The organism is Microcoleus sp. POL10_C6 (assembly GCF_036701585.1).
Taxonomy (GTDB): Bacteria; Cyanobacteriota; Cyanobacteriia; order Cyanobacteriales; family Microcoleaceae; genus Microcoleus.
In genome coordinates, this window is record NZ_JAUBRB010000091.1 from 1 (window position 1) to 17446 (window position 17446).

At 46.6% G+C, this 17446-nt stretch carries 16 protein-coding genes and 1 pseudogene; 3 read left to right on the forward strand and 14 right to left on the reverse strand.

What is annotated here, in order from left to right:
* The 10 genes and pseudogenes from QUA34_RS28455 to QUA34_RS28495 all read right to left on the reverse strand — a co-directional run.
* The coding region (locus tag QUA34_RS28455) for a hypothetical protein (protein WP_333390663.1) at nucleotides 1-646 on the reverse strand (646 nt) is incomplete at its 3' end.
* Between the two features lie 138 nt (nucleotides 647-784).
* Nucleotides 785-1306, reverse strand: coding sequence for a phage tail protein (locus tag QUA34_RS28460; protein ID WP_333390665.1), 522 nt, complete (start codon nucleotides 1304-1306; stop codon nucleotides 785-787).
* Between the two features lie 18 nt (nucleotides 1307-1324).
* A pseudogene (locus QUA34_RS30295) lies at nucleotides 1325-1492 on the reverse strand (DUF6760 family protein); the annotation flags it as partial.
* Between the two features lie 17 nt (nucleotides 1493-1509).
* On the reverse strand, nucleotides 1510-1875 hold the full coding sequence (locus QUA34_RS28465) for a phage tail assembly protein (RefSeq protein ID WP_333390666.1): 366 nt from the start codon (nucleotides 1873-1875) through the stop codon (nucleotides 1510-1512).
* Nucleotides 1876-1913: 38 nt separating this feature from the next.
* On the reverse strand, nucleotides 1914-2366 hold the full coding sequence (locus QUA34_RS28470) for a phage tail protein (protein WP_333390669.1): 453 nt from the start codon (nucleotides 2364-2366) through the stop codon (nucleotides 1914-1916).
* Nucleotides 2367-2437: 71 nt separating this feature from the next.
* A complete protein-coding gene (locus QUA34_RS28475; protein ID WP_333390672.1) occupies nucleotides 2438-3601 on the reverse strand; it encodes a phage tail sheath C-terminal domain-containing protein in 1164 nt (387 codons plus the stop codon).
* Nucleotides 3602-3642: 41 nt separating this feature from the next.
* Complete coding sequence (locus tag QUA34_RS28480; RefSeq protein WP_333390674.1) at nucleotides 3643-4887, reverse strand: phage tail sheath C-terminal domain-containing protein; 1245 nt, start codon at nucleotides 4885-4887, stop codon at nucleotides 3643-3645.
* Nucleotides 4888-5099: 212 nt separating this feature from the next.
* Nucleotides 5100-5795: a carboxypeptidase-like regulatory domain-containing protein gene (locus QUA34_RS28485; protein ID WP_333390677.1), complete on the reverse strand. Its 696-nt coding sequence runs from the start codon at nucleotides 5793-5795 to the stop codon at nucleotides 5100-5102.
* A gap of 8 nt (nucleotides 5796-5803) precedes the next feature.
* Nucleotides 5804-6388, reverse strand: a complete 585-nt coding sequence (locus tag QUA34_RS28490; protein ID WP_333390680.1) for a DUF4255 domain-containing protein — start codon at nucleotides 6386-6388, stop codon at nucleotides 5804-5806.
* A gap of 725 nt (nucleotides 6389-7113) precedes the next feature.
* Nucleotides 7114-9237, reverse strand: coding sequence for an ATP-binding protein (locus QUA34_RS28495; protein ID WP_333390682.1), 2124 nt, complete (start codon nucleotides 9235-9237; stop codon nucleotides 7114-7116).
* A 171-nt stretch (nucleotides 9238-9408) separates the two neighbouring features.
* Here QUA34_RS28495 and QUA34_RS28500 point away from each other — a divergent pair, with 171 nt between their 5' ends.
* Nucleotides 9409-9759 (forward strand): hypothetical protein, encoded by a 351-nt coding sequence (locus QUA34_RS28500; RefSeq protein WP_333390684.1) that lies wholly within the window; start codon nucleotides 9409-9411, stop codon nucleotides 9757-9759.
* A 107-nt stretch (nucleotides 9760-9866) separates the two neighbouring features.
* Nucleotides 9867-11504, forward strand: a complete 1638-nt coding sequence (locus QUA34_RS28505) for a DUF4157 domain-containing protein (RefSeq protein WP_333390687.1) — start codon at nucleotides 9867-9869, stop codon at nucleotides 11502-11504.
* 167 nt (nucleotides 11505-11671) lie between these two features.
* On the opposite strand, the gene QUA34_RS28510 is transcribed toward QUA34_RS28505, so the two are convergent.
* On the reverse strand, nucleotides 11672-12421 hold the full coding sequence (locus QUA34_RS28510; RefSeq protein ID WP_333390690.1) for a reverse transcriptase domain-containing protein: 750 nt from the start codon (nucleotides 12419-12421) through the stop codon (nucleotides 11672-11674).
* Nucleotides 12422-12736: 315 nt separating this feature from the next.
* On the opposite strand from QUA34_RS28510, the gene QUA34_RS28515 reads away from it, so the two are divergent.
* Nucleotides 12737-13078 carry a hypothetical protein gene (locus tag QUA34_RS28515; protein ID WP_333390693.1) on the forward strand — a complete coding sequence of 114 codons (342 nt, stop codon included), beginning with the start codon at nucleotides 12737-12739 and terminating at the stop codon, nucleotides 13076-13078.
* 62 nt (nucleotides 13079-13140) lie between these two features.
* On the opposite strand, the gene QUA34_RS28520 is transcribed toward QUA34_RS28515, so the two are convergent.
* Genes QUA34_RS28520 through QUA34_RS28530 form a run of 3 tightly spaced genes read right to left on the reverse strand, consistent with a single transcriptional unit; the run spans nucleotide 13141 to nucleotide 17337 of the window.
* The gene (locus QUA34_RS28520) at nucleotides 13141-14775 is read right to left on the reverse strand and encodes a hypothetical protein (RefSeq protein WP_333390696.1); all 1635 of its coding nucleotides are present in this window, start codon (nucleotides 14773-14775) and stop codon (nucleotides 13141-13143) included.
* Nucleotides 14738-16705: a TnsD family transposase gene (locus tag QUA34_RS28525; RefSeq protein WP_333390699.1), complete on the reverse strand. Its 1968-nt coding sequence runs from the start codon at nucleotides 16703-16705 to the stop codon at nucleotides 14738-14740. Before QUA34_RS28525 ends, QUA34_RS28520 begins: the two co-directional genes overlap by 38 nt.
* Nucleotides 16705-17337 carry a hypothetical protein gene (locus tag QUA34_RS28530; protein WP_333390701.1) on the reverse strand — a complete coding sequence of 211 codons (633 nt, stop codon included), beginning with the start codon at nucleotides 17335-17337 and terminating at the stop codon, nucleotides 16705-16707. Before QUA34_RS28530 ends, QUA34_RS28525 begins: the two co-directional genes overlap by 1 nt.
* Between the last annotated feature and the right edge of the window lie 109 nt (nucleotides 17338-17446).

Here is a 17446-nt window from a genome sequence, read left to right on the forward strand (position 1 = left end):
TTAGGTCTTCCGCATTCGCCAGCAGTTTTATATTAGGAAATCCAGTTAAATCTTGACTGCCTCCTTCACCATCCAAATTCGGTGGAGTATTCGGTGAAACAAATTTAGCTTGAATGATCGTCGGTTCACTGGTATCGGTTGGAGTCGTATCAACTTGAGATAAATTGCTGGTCATTCTAGCTTTAAACCCTGTATTAAAATTCAGATTTTGAGCAGAAACGATCGGCAGTGATTGTTCTGGTGCGTTTGTTGGAGGTGAACCTAAAGCAATAAACGGTAAATTCTTAGCTTGAGATGGCTGTGTATCGGTTAAACCTGTTAATCTTTCGGATGCGTTTATAGGCAAGTTTGTCGGCAAGCTTGCGGGGGAACTTGGCGAAGCAAACTTCGCTTGAACGACAAACGGTTGATTACTCGATCGACCTTCTCCAGATTGACTTGCTCTAGATTCACCACTGACTAAGGGTTGTGAATTGCTTTCTAAATTTGTTGAAATAGAATTCGCTAAAACACGCTGAGCTTGAGCGTAAACAATCGGAACTGGCTCAACTTTTGAGTTGGTTGTAGCATATCCTCGATCGGCGATCGCCAGCATCGGTAAGCGATTCGCAAAACGTTGCGATCTCCGCACAATTGACTGAGCCATTTTACGGCTAATCACACCAGGTTGTATCAGAGGACGAACAAGCCGCTCTATTAATTTGGAGTTTAAGCTCTCTTGCCAATTCGGATGACTAGCCATAGGGATGTACGCTCTAAAACTTGCGAAGACTTGTGCTTTTCATTAAACAACCGTTCTGGCAAGTGCAGCAGCTTGAGCCGCGAGCGGTTTACTAATCCCTCGATGCACCAATTCAATACGCTCAACAGCCACTTGACTATCGCTACTCGCATTAAATTGCGGCCCTACCCACTTGACGGGATACGCATCTTTGAAATTCCACCAAGTAATCGGTAAACGCTTGCGATCGAGGAGCATAATCGTCCCATTCAACTGCACGATAACACCTTGTGTTGCCGACCAATACCAATTCCACAACGTATCGATCGCTGTTAATCCCCGTGTTAAAACGAGGTTTGGATAAACCGTTGTCGTTGGGAATTTGTGAACGTAATTATTCATTCCCCCTTCCTGATATTCTTCCAATCGAATCTCGCTATCCAATCCTGTCACTTCCATAAATCCTCCCGTCAGCAATCCTTCGATTTCAACTAAGAAGTTATAGCTAACATAAGGATCGTTCCGATTACTCAATTGTTGGGAACCTGCGGCCAATGCGGCATTCATTCCTAGATTTATAGGCATAATTTAACCTGGTTAAGATTAGTAATAACGGGTTGGAGTTGAGGAATTCGATTGATCGTTTAACTGCCGATTAATTCTAGCAATTTCCTTCACCCACTGTTGTCGCTCCCAATGCTCCATTGCCATCACTTGCGGATGTGACCAATGAAAGTGATAGGCAATGTATGCTACCTCCTCCAACAAGCGATCGGAGGGGTAGCACGTTACTCCCCCATCGGGACAGTTTCCACTTCAAAATCACCCTGACAGTGGGGACAAGTGACCTGAAAACGGCTGTTTCCATTTTGGTTAATCCGCTGGTAGAAGTCTTGTAAATAGACCAAATCGGCGGAAAATATACCCTCAATAGTTTTCGGATTAATGTGTTGTAAAGTTCCCAGCTTGGTAATCACCCGCGACAACAAAATAATTACTAAATAACCGGGATTTGCCTGTACCCTGGGGTCGCGCAGCGGTAAAATCTCATCGTAAGCTGTCGCCAGCCGCATCATCCCCTCTTGGTGAATGCTGCCGTCCGAATCGATGTAGCCTTGAGGCAATATAAACGGAAATTCAGTTTGTTGAATCATGGGAAAAGTAACAATTGCAAATCAAAAATGAAAACAGGTCACGACCATTTACCGACGCTGATGCCTTCGTGAGCGAGTTCTAGCGTTTCGATCGCCAGTTCCTCAGACGTTGCATTTAAGTCCGCACCCGACCAAGTAACAGGCCAGCAACTCGTTAGATTCCAGCGAATTTTTTCCGTTCCGGTATGGTCTAACAAAACAATGGAAATTTCGCGACGTTCGGCATTACCTTTCATCAAGTTTTCCCGCCATTTCCAGAGCTCGCTGTTGCTAGTAATTCCCCGCTTCAACGTCACATTTCCGTAGTTGACCAAGCCTGGAATTTTGCGCTTCGTTGGCGGATCAGTTCCCTCGCGATATTCTGTCGCCGTTTGGCTGGCATTCAATCCCATACATTCCCGAAACCCAGCATGAATAATCCCATTCCATTCGACATAGAATTGATAGCTGGCATAGGGGTCAGGTTGATGTGGAGGCTTAACTGGTGGCATAATAAAATGTCCTAATTATGGATAGAGTAGAAAAAAGACCAGAAAGAAATTAAACAATTATCAACGATCGACTATTCACTATTTACTGTTAATCCGCTGCTTCCATGTACGAGACGAATGATAATAAACTCGCTCGGAACGGTAGGTGCTAAGCCAATTTCTGTCACCACCTTTCCCGAATCTCGGACTTCGGGCGGATTGGTTTGTGCATCGCATTTCACATAAAATGCCTCCTGTAGAGTACGACCTTTGAGCGCGCCTTGTTGAAATAAAGACTCGAAGTAAGCGTTTAATTCTCGGCCGATCCGAATCCATAATCTGAAGTCATTCGGCTCGAAGGCGACATCAGTGAGATAGAACTGCACCCAGCGATGGACGGTCAAAAATAATCGCCGCACGCTGATGTACTGCCAATCTGGGTGTTGACTTAGGGTGGACGCGCCCCAAATCCTGATTCCCCGACCCCTGAAAGCTTGCAGATGGTTCGTACCGGGTAAGGGGGTTGGAGATGCGATTTCGATCCGGCTGGGTTCTAAGTCGAGAATTCCTTCTAGGGGGTAATTAGCAGGCGATCGCCGCACGCCACCTGCCCGATCGCTTTTAGCGTAAATTCCCGCAACATGACCGCAAGGCGGAACGAGTTCGGTTGAAGCACCGGACTGCTGACTCCCCGAAAGTGCCTCCACTCTCAGCCAAGGTGCATAGGCGGCTGCATTGACAGGTTCGACATTGGAAAGTCCGACTAATTTTAGGTTCCAACCCCCCATCGCATCCAAAATGGCAAAGCGATCGCCCATTGTGGAGCAATGTTGCAACACTTGTCCAATGGCGGTGATCCGAGTGGATGCTGATAGTTCCTGGCGCATGAGATCGGGAATGCAGAGGAGGTCGATCGTATTGATAGATTCGATCGCCTCCAATCCTTTTTTCAATCCGTTTAAGAATGCCTCATCAAACGAGTTGCGATTGGGGAATGCGAGGGGAACTATGTAGCACAGCCGTCCGCCATTTTCAAAAAAACCGCGCACCGCATACGCCAGATAGTTCGGAGACAAGTCAGAACCAAGACCAAAGCGATCAACAAACTGAGTCCAAAGTGCGATCGGTTCGGGGTTATTTCCGTCCGCAAAAACGTTCCCCACCAACCCTAAAAAAGCCGGGACACCTGTTAGGAATTCAGGAGCTTGTATCGGGACTTGTTGCTCTAAATAAACACCGGGTATGCGATCGCTCATTTGCATTGTTCGCCTTTGGTAATGAGTGATTAATAATTAGCCTATTTCCCACTATCCTTCCATTGACTGATGCGGAAGATGACAAATTCTGCTGGTTTCACTACCGCAACACCGATAATAGTTACCACTTGTCCCAAATCGCGCAACTCCGGTGGGTTGGTTTCTTCATCGCACTTGACGAAAAAAGCTTGTTCCGGTGCGTTCCCGAATAAAGCTCCCCTACGCCACACCGTGGTTAGAAAAGCGGTCAAGTTGCGGCTAATTCGCGCCCAAAGTTCGGGAGAATTCGGCTCGAAAACTGTCCACTGCGTTCCTTCGTCGATCGACTCGCGTAGATAGTTAAACAAGCGACGGATGTTGATATATGTGAATTCTTTGTTATCTTCACCCCCCAATGTCCGCGCACCCCACACCCTGATATTACCATTGAGGTTGCGGATGCAGTTAATTCCTTTCGGGTTCAGTCCGTCTTGCTTACTTTTACTGATGCTATATTTCAGCCCAGTTGCACCAAAAACGACTTCGTTTGCGGGTGCTTTGTGAACGCCTCGCTGCGTGTCTACGCGAGCGTAAACTCCAGCCATATGACCGCTGGGAGGCACGTATTTTGGCGCTTTGGTAGCGGGGTCAACCACTTGAATCCAAGGGAAATAAAGCGCGGCATAATCTGAGTTGTCAGGTAGATTTTTTTTTGCATCTTCATAACTCAAACTACCCAAATTGATTTCCTCTGAACTATCTAAAATTGCAAATCTATCGCCCATTGTTTTACAATGTTCGCAGATGTTTTGGAGGAAATTTTTGTCTGTAATTCCCGGTGCGGCAACAATCGCAATTTCATCTATCGCCTCAAATTTTTCGAGTGCTGTGGCGATCTCATCAACCTGCACGACATAGCAGCGCGTTCCACCATTGCTGAAGAAACCGTAAACAGCATGAGCTAAATTACTTTGATTTACATCGCTGGAAAAGTCGCCAAAAAACTTCTTAAATTCTGTGAAGTTGGTACATAATTTTACCTCACCGACTTCCGCCCGATCGGATGTCGTTGATGTTGCTGATGTGGCAGCGCGAGTGGTGCTACCGGAACTGGTAGAAACGATACCGACTCCCGCCTGTACGGGTACCGCTGATGACGGTGATGTCGCAGCGGGAGGAATGGTGCTACCGGAACTGGTAGAAACGATCCGACCAATAAATCCAGCGGTACTCGTACCTACCCCCGCAATGGGAGCGCTGCCTGATGGAACTTCTTCAACATAGACACCGGGAGAATCATATGCCATTCTATTGACTCCTGAGATAACTTTTTTAGAAAATATTTTAGTTCTTGGCTACTCTTGTCCCCCAGTTAGTAGGACCATGCCAAGACATTCTGCCCTTTTGGCGCCGGGGGGAGCGAAGCGCCAATCTTCACAATAAAGCCTGATACTACGTTTGACATTAAGTTGACACCAATGGTCATCTCCAAACAACCTAAAGTCTTGACAACTACAACCTAGCTTGTGTTATTTTTCGGTACGAGTGTACCATTTTGTTTGGTTAATTTAATTTTTTTATCTTCTAACACTTCTCCCAAACTAAACTGCAAATCTTCTATTATTTCTCGATATCCTTTAGCCGAGAAAACAACTTTTACTTGACGCTGATCTCCTTCTGTTTTTGGCGCTTCTAAACCAATTAGCTGATAGTTTCCTTGAGCGTCGGTGGTAGTAGATTCACCACTTCCTAGAATTTTGACATTGACTCGCGCGATCGCCACGTCCTGCAAGTCGGTCACTTTCCCCCGAATTCCCGAGGGGGACAATGTGAGATTTGCCAATGAAAACTTAGGTGAATTTGGGATATCTTCCGGGGGAGGTGGAAGAGTTACAGTAGTTTTGGCCTGTTTGTAGCGCGTCGCAGCACCCGGAAGGGAAGCTGTTAAAGTATATTCACCGGGAGGTAAATCGATAAAATAGAAGAAACCATCAGGGGCAGTTGTGGTCCGATCGCAGCGTTTCAATAAAGTTTCCCACTCAGAACCATACTGTAATGCTTGGAGCGATCGCTTGGTTTTAAATTTCTCAGGCATTGCCGTAATTTCGACGATCGCATTGCCAATAGTCAGACCAGTTTCTTTATCGCTGACTTGTCCAGCGATCGCAACTTGATGACGAACTATATCCAATTTACGCGATGATGTATTGGTCACTGTTTCCCCTAAATTGGCTCTAGCTGAATTTGCTTATCTCTAACAAGAGGTACAGTTGCGACATTTTCACCGACAGTTACAGGAATAGTAACGGTGTAGTTGAGGGTTGCTTTGGGCTTACCTCCCATAGCTTGCCAAAACTCGCCGAAGTTTTGTAACTTCGCCTGTCCCAAGACTGAAGTTTTTAAAGGCAGATCACTACCTGCCAATCTTCCCCGCAATACAGTTGAGGGTAATCTCGGATAGCTCATTAATACCTGCATCACTTCACCTAGAATCCGGTGTTCTGTTGCGAAATCTTTAGAGTCAGTTGTCCAGCAGGTGATTAAATATGAACAATCGATTCGTACCAAAGGAGGCTCTCGCGTTGCTGTTCCATCGTTTTTCCGAGTCACAGACCAACTGCCACTGCGGAGTTCTTGGTTTTCTCGAATATCGTAAAGAAACAAATTAAGCGCCGGAGGCGTAACTATAGATTCTATAGGCGTCACAAAAGTGATTGCGATCGGCGTTGTAGAAACACTATCTCCAAATAGATTAGGCAGTTCAGCTTTTAGAAATTCTTCAATCGTCAGATCTAGATCATAAAGCATTTTTAACGCCTATTACCTATTTATGAATTAGCGTGAAATACCCAAACTAAACGGAGTACCGTTATAGTTCGGGCTTCGTGTCTCATCTGCCATTGCTCAGTTGGAAATACCCGTTACCGAGTATTCGTTACTGAAGACGATCGGAGTCTTACACAGCATAAGAAAGCTTTGCAGCCTTTATCCCTTCGTAGGGAACCCACGCAGAAGCCCTGTTTTCCAAGGCAAAATTTTTGTTCGTGCAACAAACATGGCTTATTTTTTACAGCAGGGCGTTACCTTACCAACCAGCGGTCTGTTCTTTCCCCCTTTATCTCGCAGTTATCCGAGGTCAAGCATATTACTGCTACTGTGACCTATTGTTTGCAGTCGAGTGGGTGGGTCGCAACCACTTATATCTTACACGTTTCTGTTAGAAAATCGGGGAATTGTCGATCTTTTTCACAGACCTTGCTCGGCGTAAGTCCCGCGCTAAACGGAGTACCTTTATAGCGTGGGACTTACGCCGATTGAGTTAAACATATCAAATGAGCTACTGCTTATTAGAAAAAATAGTTTACTCAGTTTACATTATTAATTTCATGATTCCATACAATTTAAACCATTCTTACCATACTCAAAGACAAACTAAACATTTCTTATCTAAGCTTAAAAAATGTAAATTATTATTTATAATTCTTAACACCTATATTCTGAATTTATGTGATGTTGTTTTTTGGGTAGGTATTTCAACGTTTGCTAGCGGTTTGAGGTAGGTAGTCGAAGGCTTCATTCATGATGGGTTTGCCCATCTTTTGATATTCGCGGCAGATCGCCTGTTCAATATGGGAAATGTTTACTTTGGTTCCTTCGTTGGCAGCCAGGAATGCAGCCGCTAGGGCAATGTTACGAATGTTTCCCCCAGTTACATCAAACTGTTTAGCTAAAACACTCCAATTGATTTCTGAGTCAAGGGGCAGAGAATGGGGCCAGATGTTTTGCCAAATTCGGGCTCGTTCTTGAATCGATGGTAAGGGAAAGTCCACAATGAACCGTAAGCGCCGGATAAAGGCCTCATCTAGATTGCTTTTCAGGTTCGTGGTAAGAATGGCTAAACCTTCATAGGCTTCCATTTGCTGCAATAAGTAACCCACTTCAATGTTGGCGTAGCGATCGTGGGAGTCTTTAATCTCAGTGCGTTTACCAAATAGAGAATCGGCTTCGTCGAATAAAAGGATGGCGTTTGCGCTTGCCGCAGCAGTGAAAATCTGGCTGAGGTTTTTCTCAGTTTCGCCAATGTATTTACTCACAACTTGGGACAAATCAATGCGGTAGAGGTCTAGCTGGAGCGACTTAGCAATGACTTCTGCCGCCATCGTTTTGCCGGTTCCAGAAGAACCAGCAAACAGGGCGTTGACTCCTTTGCCCAAGGATAGTTTGCGATCGAATCCCCAGGTTTCAAATACAGTATGTCGATGTTGCAGATGGATGCAGATTTCCTGAAGCTGTTCAGACTGCACCGCTGGCAACGCTATATCTGACCAATCATACCGGGGCTGGATCGGCTGGGTCAGCCTGTTGAGATGATGCCCTGATTGATTTCGAGCAGACTGAAACAATGCAGCTTCGATCGAGGCTGATTCTAGCCCGTAGGCTAACTTGTTTTGAGTCGTGGCGATCGCATCTTGAATTTGGGTAGACGTGAGGCGAAATCGATCGGCTAAGTCAGCAATGGTGGATGGTTCGACAGCTAGCCCCGCTGCGGCTAAATGAGCTTTCCAGCAGGTACAGCGATCGCTAAAATTAGGCGCAGCAAGGGGAATCGTCACCATGCCTAAACTGCGATCGCCAGGAGGCTGCCAGGGTTGACGACCGGCAACAACGATCGGGGTATTGGTTTCTGCCAGCAGGTTAATTAAAAGCGAATATAAATGGCTGGTGGTGTCTTGATGCAGGCTATCAACTGGGTGCAGATAAAGGACTGTATTTTGCAACCAGGCATCTCGCCCCAGTCGCCGGAGTCGTTGTCGGAATTGTTCCGGTTGCTGCAATAAGACCTTTAAATCGACGGTTAGTAAGGGGCAGTTCAGTTGCTGGGCAAGCTCTTGAGCAAACTGTTGGGTTGTAACGGCATCGGTACTTTGCAGATACAGCCGGAGGGGGTGAGTGGGAGAAGAGCTTTGGGCGATCGCACGGATCTGCTGCACCAGTGAGGCAGGGAGGTTTGTTTGTTCTGGCGGCATTGTTGCCAGGATGAGTGAGCAACTGGGGCTGAGGTCGGCATCTAATCTCGTTTCATTCAGGAGATAACGTGCGATCGCCGGATCGAGACTGATCTCTTGCGCCAGTAGGGATGAATGATTGGTGGGCTGGGGCGGAGAGAGGTGCAGCAGATCGTGATGCAGCAACGGGGATGTGGGAGCAAAGTGCGATCGGCGTTGTAGTTTCTCCCCTGCATCGGTGCACAGTAAATTCAAAACCAGGTTAACGTTGGGACGAACGCTGCGCCCATCTTGCAGTAAGTAGGCGTAGATTTGCTCATAGCGGCGATCGAGTTCTGGGGCTAGAGCAATCAGAATCACATCTAAGTCAAAGGCAGACAAGCCAAATTGCTGTTGCAGCAGCCCTAACCGGGAAGCAGGCTGGATTTGACTCGATGGCATTTCAGTGGATTGGGCGGGGCTGTAGCGAGGATAGCCAGGAGGAAGGGCAAGTTCGGTCTGGCGGAGACTGCCTGGATTTTGAAGTGTTGCTGCTTTTTCCCCGCTGCTATGCAGCGTTTCTGCCAACTCTAGGCTGCGGTCTAGCAGACCATCGAGCAAATAGAGAGCCGGCAACAACTCGTCTAGAGGCGACTTAGAGAGAGATGGCATAATCCGAGTTATGGTGAAGGAGTTTGCAGGCTAGATCAAAACATTCGTTTCATCCTGACACGGTTTGGTTTCATCTTGCATATAGCAATGGCTGCTCTTGATGAAACATCTTGGGTATCGCTAGTTCAGGTGTTGATGATAAACGAATGACTTCAGTAAGAGGTTCTGATTATGGGAAAGCCGATCGCTCTTGAAGGAAACGTGATTGCCGTACCAGGTGCAATGCCCTACTCACCCGCACAGACTGGAGCCTGGACGGCACTGCCAGTACAGGTGAAGGCATACCCCAAGCTGAAGGTGGGGGGGCAATCTGTGATTTATGAAGCGGAATGCAAGTTTATGTTTACGGGGGTTCAGACGACCCCTTCTGGACCCGTGACGGTAACGGGGCAGGAAACGGTGAAGCTGACGGCAAAGAGTACCAAGTTGCAAAAAAAGGTACTGGTGCAGGGGGATATGATGCAAAGTCCCTATGGCAACCAGTTGAAAATTGTAACAACGAGCAAAGTAAAAACGGCGTAGAAGTGTAGCGAATCTTCGTTTTTGCTGGGGGCATCGAGCGTACGACTAGGGAGATTGCCGTCATGGGGCGGGGCAGATTTTAGTAACTTTTATCGAGGGCAGTAATAATGGGAATTTTGCACCATAGCCGGGGAAAGGACCACGCAGTTGCGAGAACGCTGGGAGGATCGATTTCTGCTTCGCGGGTGACAAAACAACCGGAAGACAGTGCTGCAATTGAGCCGATTCATGACATCTCTCGACGACCGCAATTTTCGGGGTTGTCGGGAGAGTTAGGGGTAGCATCGTCGCTGTTTCCAATTCAGGCAAAGCTGACGATCGGGCAACCGAATGACCGATATGAACAGGAAGCCGATCGGGTAGCATCCGAGGTGGTACAACAAATCAATGCCCCCGCTTCAGTCCAGTCATCTCAAGGGCAGTCTGTACAGCGAACCGAAGCCCCGGAAGAGGAAGAAATTCAGGCAAAACCGGAGAATAGCTCACTACAACGAATGGAAGCGATCGCAGGTGGGGAAGCTTCAACAGATTTGGACACCGCGATTAACAGAGCCAGGGGAAGTGGACAGCCATTAGAGGCAGGACTGCAACGGTCAATGGGGCAGGCGATGGGAGCAGATTTTCGAGGGGTCAAGGTGCATACGGATGCTCTTTCGGATCAGTTGAACAGAAGGATAAATGCGTTGGCGTTTACGACGGGGCATGATATGTTTTTTCGGCAGGGGGCGTATGCTCCGTCGAGTCGGAACGGGCAGGAGTTGTTGGCGCATGAGTTGAGTCATGTAGTGCAGCAGAATGGAATAGCGGTGTCGCGAGCACAAACAACGCAGAAGAATCTACCGCAACACCCCGCAATCGAAACAAAAGAGGGTAGAGTGCCTGGGGAAGTTGTGCAAAGAACAATATGGGAGCATGATGGAAAGACATGGAAGCAAGGGAAGACAGCGCCTGGAGATACAGATAAATATCCGAAACCAGATAGCAACCGATTTATCCCGGTAGGTTCAGGTAAATGTACGTATGATCAGAATAGGGGCATTTACACCGACCCTGACTTGGAGTTTGCGGTCGGCGTGATAGGAAAATCACGAGGCAAAAAAAAGTATAACTATCGGCGCTCAAGGACAACGTACGGCTATAGTACGAACACAAGCAACCAAGGGCCGCATACTGTAGCGCACATCACCAAAGGAACGATCATGGGGGTGGGAGAGGCAGTAGGAAGAGACCCACAGAAGCTGATAGGCTCATCGGCCCTACCGAGACCGAGGCAAATGAACCATATGTATAGAGAAAGAGCGCGGCAGACGAAGGGGAAAAATTGGCTCAATACGCGAAGAGAAAGGACGAATTATTTGAGGCAAGTCACAAAACTGTGGAAGGGGCTCCATAAACCAGGCCCCTTATCAGGAAAGTTGAAAGAGTTGCACAAATATATGGAACTAAATCCTGGAAGTGTGTATGGAGTAGGCAAAGTGATCACGCGAGCAATGATCGCAGGAAAAGGAGAAACAAGGAAGAAAGCAGCGGATGACGTGATCGAGCTGGTGCGAACTACAGGAGGTGGGGGAAAACGGCAAAAATTATCGACAATAGATCTGAGTGGAGCGAGTCCGCTCGAGGCGTCCGATGCGAACCGGATGCTCGAAGCGTTAATCCTGTGGCTGCAATCCGGCTCTGGAGGCGAAGACTCAGGAGATAGCTCATCAGATTCAGAAATGTCAGATTTGGACGACGAGGTGTAGCGAAAGAGGGGGAAATGAACGCGAGCACTGGAAAGGTCAGGCGAATCCCTGAGTCTATGTGGGAAGCGTAGGCGACACCCACCAACACCAACGATACACGTGTTGTAGCCCCTCGATATAACGGAAGCAAATGCAGCAGCATTGCCCCCCTTCCCAATCGACAACAACTAAGCCCCAACCGCAAACCAACTCCACTCCTCACCCACCGCCTGAATCGCCTTCCGTAGCTTCCACCGCGTTGGTGCAAGGACAACCCAATCATCCATAAAACGGACGTAAAACCAGCCCAACTCCGCCATCCGGTCATCCAACGGCTTCAAATACAGCGCCCCCATCAAGGGCGACAACGGACACCCCAAGGAGATCCCCTGGGTAATATCGATGAACTTGCTCCCATCATTGACATACCGCCGTAAATAGCCCCGTAGCAACGCCAAAACCGCCTCATTTTGCACATAACGCCCCACAATTCCCATAAGTATCTGATGATTAATACTGGCATAGTAGCCCTTAACATCAGTGCTAAAAACAAACGGGTGATCTGCCACATTTGCCGCCACCTCTGGCACCGCCGCCTTCATCCCCCCACTACCCGCCAAATGAAAACACCGCAGAGACAGATGAGGTTTGAGGTGTGCCGATAAAACAATCGCCATCGCCTTCAACACCAGCGCATCCAACGCCGACCAAACCTCGATTTTCTGCCCCTGACCCCAAATCGCTCGTAATTCGCGAAACTGATAGCGTCCCGACTGTAATAGAGCCATTAGCTGCGGTTTTTTCTCCTCCCACCAGCGCCGCACCTGCCACACATCTGAGTTGAAGTGATAGTGCGATCGCTTCTCGCATAGCCAAGCATACGCCTGATCGATGACGACATCCGAGGCGATGAGTTTGAGTAAAGTGCGATCGATCATCCGTAATTTGGTTTCCTTCTGCTTCCCAACACATAAAAGTGTTTCAGATTGTATGGGCCTCTGATTGAAATTGCGATCGCAGTTTTCAATAATTTGGGTAAGAAAGTGCGATCTCAGTCTTGCGAGATTGGTCTAAAAAAGTGCAATCGCTCACCTGTAGGTTAAGTTGACACCGGAAACCCAACAGCAAATTAGTTGTCAGAGGCGATCGTGAGCGATAACCCTATGGACAACACCTTGTCATCTCAACAATAAAGGTGGGCGATCGTTTGGGGGAAAAGTGATTGTTGGGAAGGGGCGAATGTGGGAGGAACGATGCTGGCAATAGGTGAACTTAATTTATTTGATATACGAGAGAGAGCGATCGCTAGCGTCCAACTGCAAATACTTGCTCCGCAGTCAAATTTAGCTCAGGAAATCATCTTTTCCGGTGTAGGAAAGCATCGAAAGATTGGCGATCGCTCCTTTGACTTGATCCGGTTCACGGCGTTGTCACCCCGTGAAGGGCGTAGGCTGCGTCGAAGATTAGGCGAATTAAACGAGCAGGACTTAAAAGACATCCTAGAAGATATGCTTGCAGAGCGTAGAAATAGCCAGAAAGGTAAAATTTATGACGGTATTCTTAAGAGCAGTTACTTGTCATTCGCAATAGAGTAATGAAGCAGAAATAGCTGAACTATTTGCACAGTTTACTGGTCTTTGAAAGCTCATAAACCAACTTACAAATTCATAATTTGTTTGGCATTCTTGTATAATCTTTCTCCCCAATCTTCAGTAGAGCTACTGGTATGTTTAGTCAGAGCAAAGACCAACCCATATATTTCCCCTTGGAGCTTTTCAAATACACTACGCTGCCATCCACCTTGAGGGAGTAAAGCTTGAGTAAACAGTCTATCCAGAATCTCTTCATGTTGTGCTTTAACATTTTGTGTAGATAGGGAAAAAATCAGTGTAGAAATCGAGAAATTATCAGGTCTACCAAACTCCAGTATCCAGCAAGAACGCAGCCCTGAGCTTTCCAGCTTTACCAGAGCAAACTTTCTAACGCGATCGACTATTTTTGCAAACGGAGTTTCTTTAGCCAACTCTCGCACTTCCCAAGTAACTGAGATATCCCAATGCCTCTCATCAAGAAAGCGGATCGCTTCGGCAAACTCATCGAGCCCATCGTCTGTTGCAATAAAGATATCCATCGGCGAACGAAGGGCAAATTCGGCAGGCGGATTTTGCCCACCTACTCCTGCATCAGCAACATTAACAATTTGGCTTTTCAAAAGCGGTTCCAAGTCTTGATTGTCAACACCATTGGAGACATCAGCAGTTGGCTTTGTAACAGTGATGGAACTTGCCCCCGTTTGAGTAATTTTGAGCTTCTGCTTTTCAATAATCGAGCTTCTCAAACGAGGAAGGTTACGGTCTGGTTTTGAAGTATTAGGAGGGCTTGCTTCAATTTCAATTAATTTTTCCTCAACAGTTTTGGGTTTCCTCTGTCGCTTAGCGGCTGGTTTTGCAACGTACTCTCGCTTTTTGAGTCGAGGATGGGTAAACTCAAGTTCTGAGAAAGGTAGCGATCGCGCAGGTGCAACTTCCAAAATTTGCTGAATCCATAAGATTTGCCCCGTTAGCAGACCTCTGACGTGCCAAGTAGAACTAAAACTTGGTAAATTTGTCATCAGTGGTATCGAAGTATTCCAATTTACCTGTGAGGCTTGGCTGAGGCGATCGCGATACACCCGATCCCATGCAGAGCGAAACGATGAGTCATGCAACAACCGCGCCACACAAAAAGCAAAAGGTTTACTTAAGACTTTTTTAGCTATATCTTGGGAAAAATCTAAAAATATTTTTCTGTCGATAATTTCATTTCGAGTAATTACACGCTCAAAATAGTTGGGTTCCAATAATCCAAACGCTAATGTTTTATTCTGAACCAAAAAAGCTCGAATACACTCTAATACAAGAAGGACAAGCGTAATACCTTTTTGGGTTTGAAACTTGAGGCAATACTCTTCTAGATTACTTTCGCCTTCAAGCAGATAATTAGCAAGCATCGGGATGTCTGCTGCTTCGGATAGGGTAGCCGAGGATGAGTCAGGAATAACGAGTTTAAAGACATCACCCGTTGTCTGATTCCAAATAGGTTGCCCATTTTGAAAAACTTGCCCCAATCGCAGCCAAGATATTAATCCCCAAGGAAAATCCACCTCTCTGTATTCACCTGACTCTTGTTTGAAGACCGCAGTCGTGCGCCATTGCCGATGGGTAGACTCTCGCCAGGGCGATCGTAGCCACCACAGAGTAACAAATTCATCTTCATCAAAGGGCCATTCGCTGAGGCGGACAATCTCTGCCATGTTGGTGCGGGATCTGCTTTAGAACATCCAAAGCTTCATTAATAGCATTTGGTACGGATGGTAGCAATTCTACCTCTGGACGTAGCCCTGCGCGACGAACAAGCTGCCATCTTTGCGGACAAATACCCTCTTGGCGGTAACACTCTACCACCCATTGAATTCGCCGGACTGCAAAGGTTTCTCGTGTTTCAACTAAGTCTGCTAGAATTTTTGCTGTTAAAGGTAGCTTATCAAGATGTTTCTGGATTAGAGCCAATTGACCCAGTTCTCTAGCGATCGCCGCAGTTGTAATCTGCGTTGGTTTTCCTACTTTACTATAAAGATTTGCCGCTACCAGTTTGATTGACTCAGCCAATCCAGTATCTCGACTTTCCCAATCCACACGAGCAGGAGGAGGCGCTTTCTGCTGTATAGCTGGCAGATGGGCTTCCAACCATTCGCGATCGTGCCTTAATAACCAGGTATAAACTCGTTGGAATTGCTTGCGTAAGATATTCCTTCCGGCTTCAGGGTTATTTTTTCTGGCCGTTAGCCATTCTGAGCGATATTTCTCTAAGGTAATTTCTGGAACTGCCTGCTTTTTGCTTTCACTCCCAACTAATTTCCTTTGACTCTGATTAGTTTGCCGCTTACTGTGGCGGGGAAAATCTAGAGATAGTGCCGCAGCATGGAGTTTGACAGTAGTTGGATCGACACCTAGCTGACGAGATATTCCTCGGAGGCTAAAAGTTGGGTCTTGCCAAAGTTCTCTAAGGGTATTCTCCCATATAGAACCAAAAGCTCGGATTTTAGTAATGCGTAATCGATCTTCTTCTGTCCGATCTGGCCCAGTACGGCAATAACTAAATCCACAAGTACAGCAAAAAGTGCCTATTGGTTTACCATGCTCTTGACTGTAGGTTATTTCGCATTCTTCAATTACAGGCTGACGGTAATGGCTAGCAGTCCGATTTAGACATAGCCAAGGCCCTGTACCAAAGGGTTTAAATTGTTTGGGAAGTTTAAAGAATGACTCGGCATTATGATCCAAAAATTGAATTAGTAGCAGGTGGCGTAATGGATGCTGAGAACCTTTTGGCGATCGCACTAAGCGCAACAACCAGCTATGCTCGCTTTCTGTATCAATTTCACACTGAAGTCTTTGTAGTAGCTCATCTGGATAGAAGCGTTTAAACTCTTCTAGCAGCTTACTCACCCTTACCCTACCGCTATAAGTTGCTAAGTCGCGCTCTGCCAGCAACTCTCGGTAACGTTTGAGTAGAATAGTTAATCCTGGCGGCGAAAGATGTTCTTCTAAAAGCCAAGTAGCATTTTGAGCAATCTTTAATAGGATATTGTGATGCGAATATTTTAGAGTATATGACTGAGATTTTGGTAACTTTATTCCTTGCTCTGCTGTAATAAATTCATGACGAGTAGTAGGATTCTGTACCCGAACTTGGCTATCAACTAATCGAACTTGGTGCTGAGGACAAATTTCTACTCCTGGTATTTGATGAAGACGATGCCAGTAGGACTCACTAAATTGCTGTTTATCTTCTTGAACGCATTCAGGACAAAACCTCAACCATTCTGGAGGCTGAACTACACTAGCCATTAATCCAGAACGCATATGAATAGCTGGGCCACGCGAACCTTCCATATCTGCCCAAAGCTGTCGAAATTGTTTGGGATGGAGAAAAGGGGCAAAGAAGGGTAGTAGGGTCTGTTGATTAATTAACCTTTCAACTGTGTAGGGACTTCCAGCAGGTAATGCTGAGGCAAGATTTCTCAGATTGCTAGGAAGATCGACAACTGCGATCGCAGCTTCATCACCAAACAATTCCCGAAGGGTATTCTTCTTATTAGGATACTGAACTCGTTCATGGAAACGAGCGCAAACACTATAAAGTAATTCATCAGGATAAGGATCGGGAAAGCAGCCAATCATTAGCCAACCTCCTCTAGTAAATACTCAGTTGCCGGACGAATCAAACCTGCCTGTTTGAGAGCCTCATAGGCAGTGAGCTTTTGTTTCTCTCCTATCGCCGCAATTGCAGGTAAGCTATCTGCGGCTAAATTTTTCTTATTTCGCGTTTTAGAAGTCTTGGGTGGAGTCTCAACAGTCTTTGTTACTGTTTCAGGTTGAGAAATTGCCTTAGTCGGTGATGATTCTTTAGCACTCGATACCTTTCTTGTTCTAGTCAATGCTTCGAGTTGTTCAGCCTTATTCAGCTTGCTTTGGGCTTCTTGCAAAAACGAATCTAAATTAATGGGATACACATCTTCGACAGTATGCAGTATCCGAGTATCACCTGTTCTCAGGGCTTGCAGGATAGGATTAGCCATCCGCAAACTTTCCTGAGCAGCCAAGCGAATTCCCTGTGCAGTTACAGCTTCTTCTCCAGTGGCGATCGCCCGAACTTGCGCCAGCATATATACTTTAACCGCGAAATCTGTAATCCCTTGAGTAACATCATAAAGAGCATCACTTAATTCTGGTATTAAAGGAGATCGTTGCTGCACGTACTGATATCCCCATAAGCAGTCCAGAAACAACTCCCAAGTTTCGTCATTTTTCATTCTGTCCCAAACAAGATCACCCTGTCCTGTACCGTAGAAGTTCACGGGGTTAGCGTGGCAGAAGAGAAGGAGGAATCCGACAAGAACGAGTACTCAAGACAGATTCAGT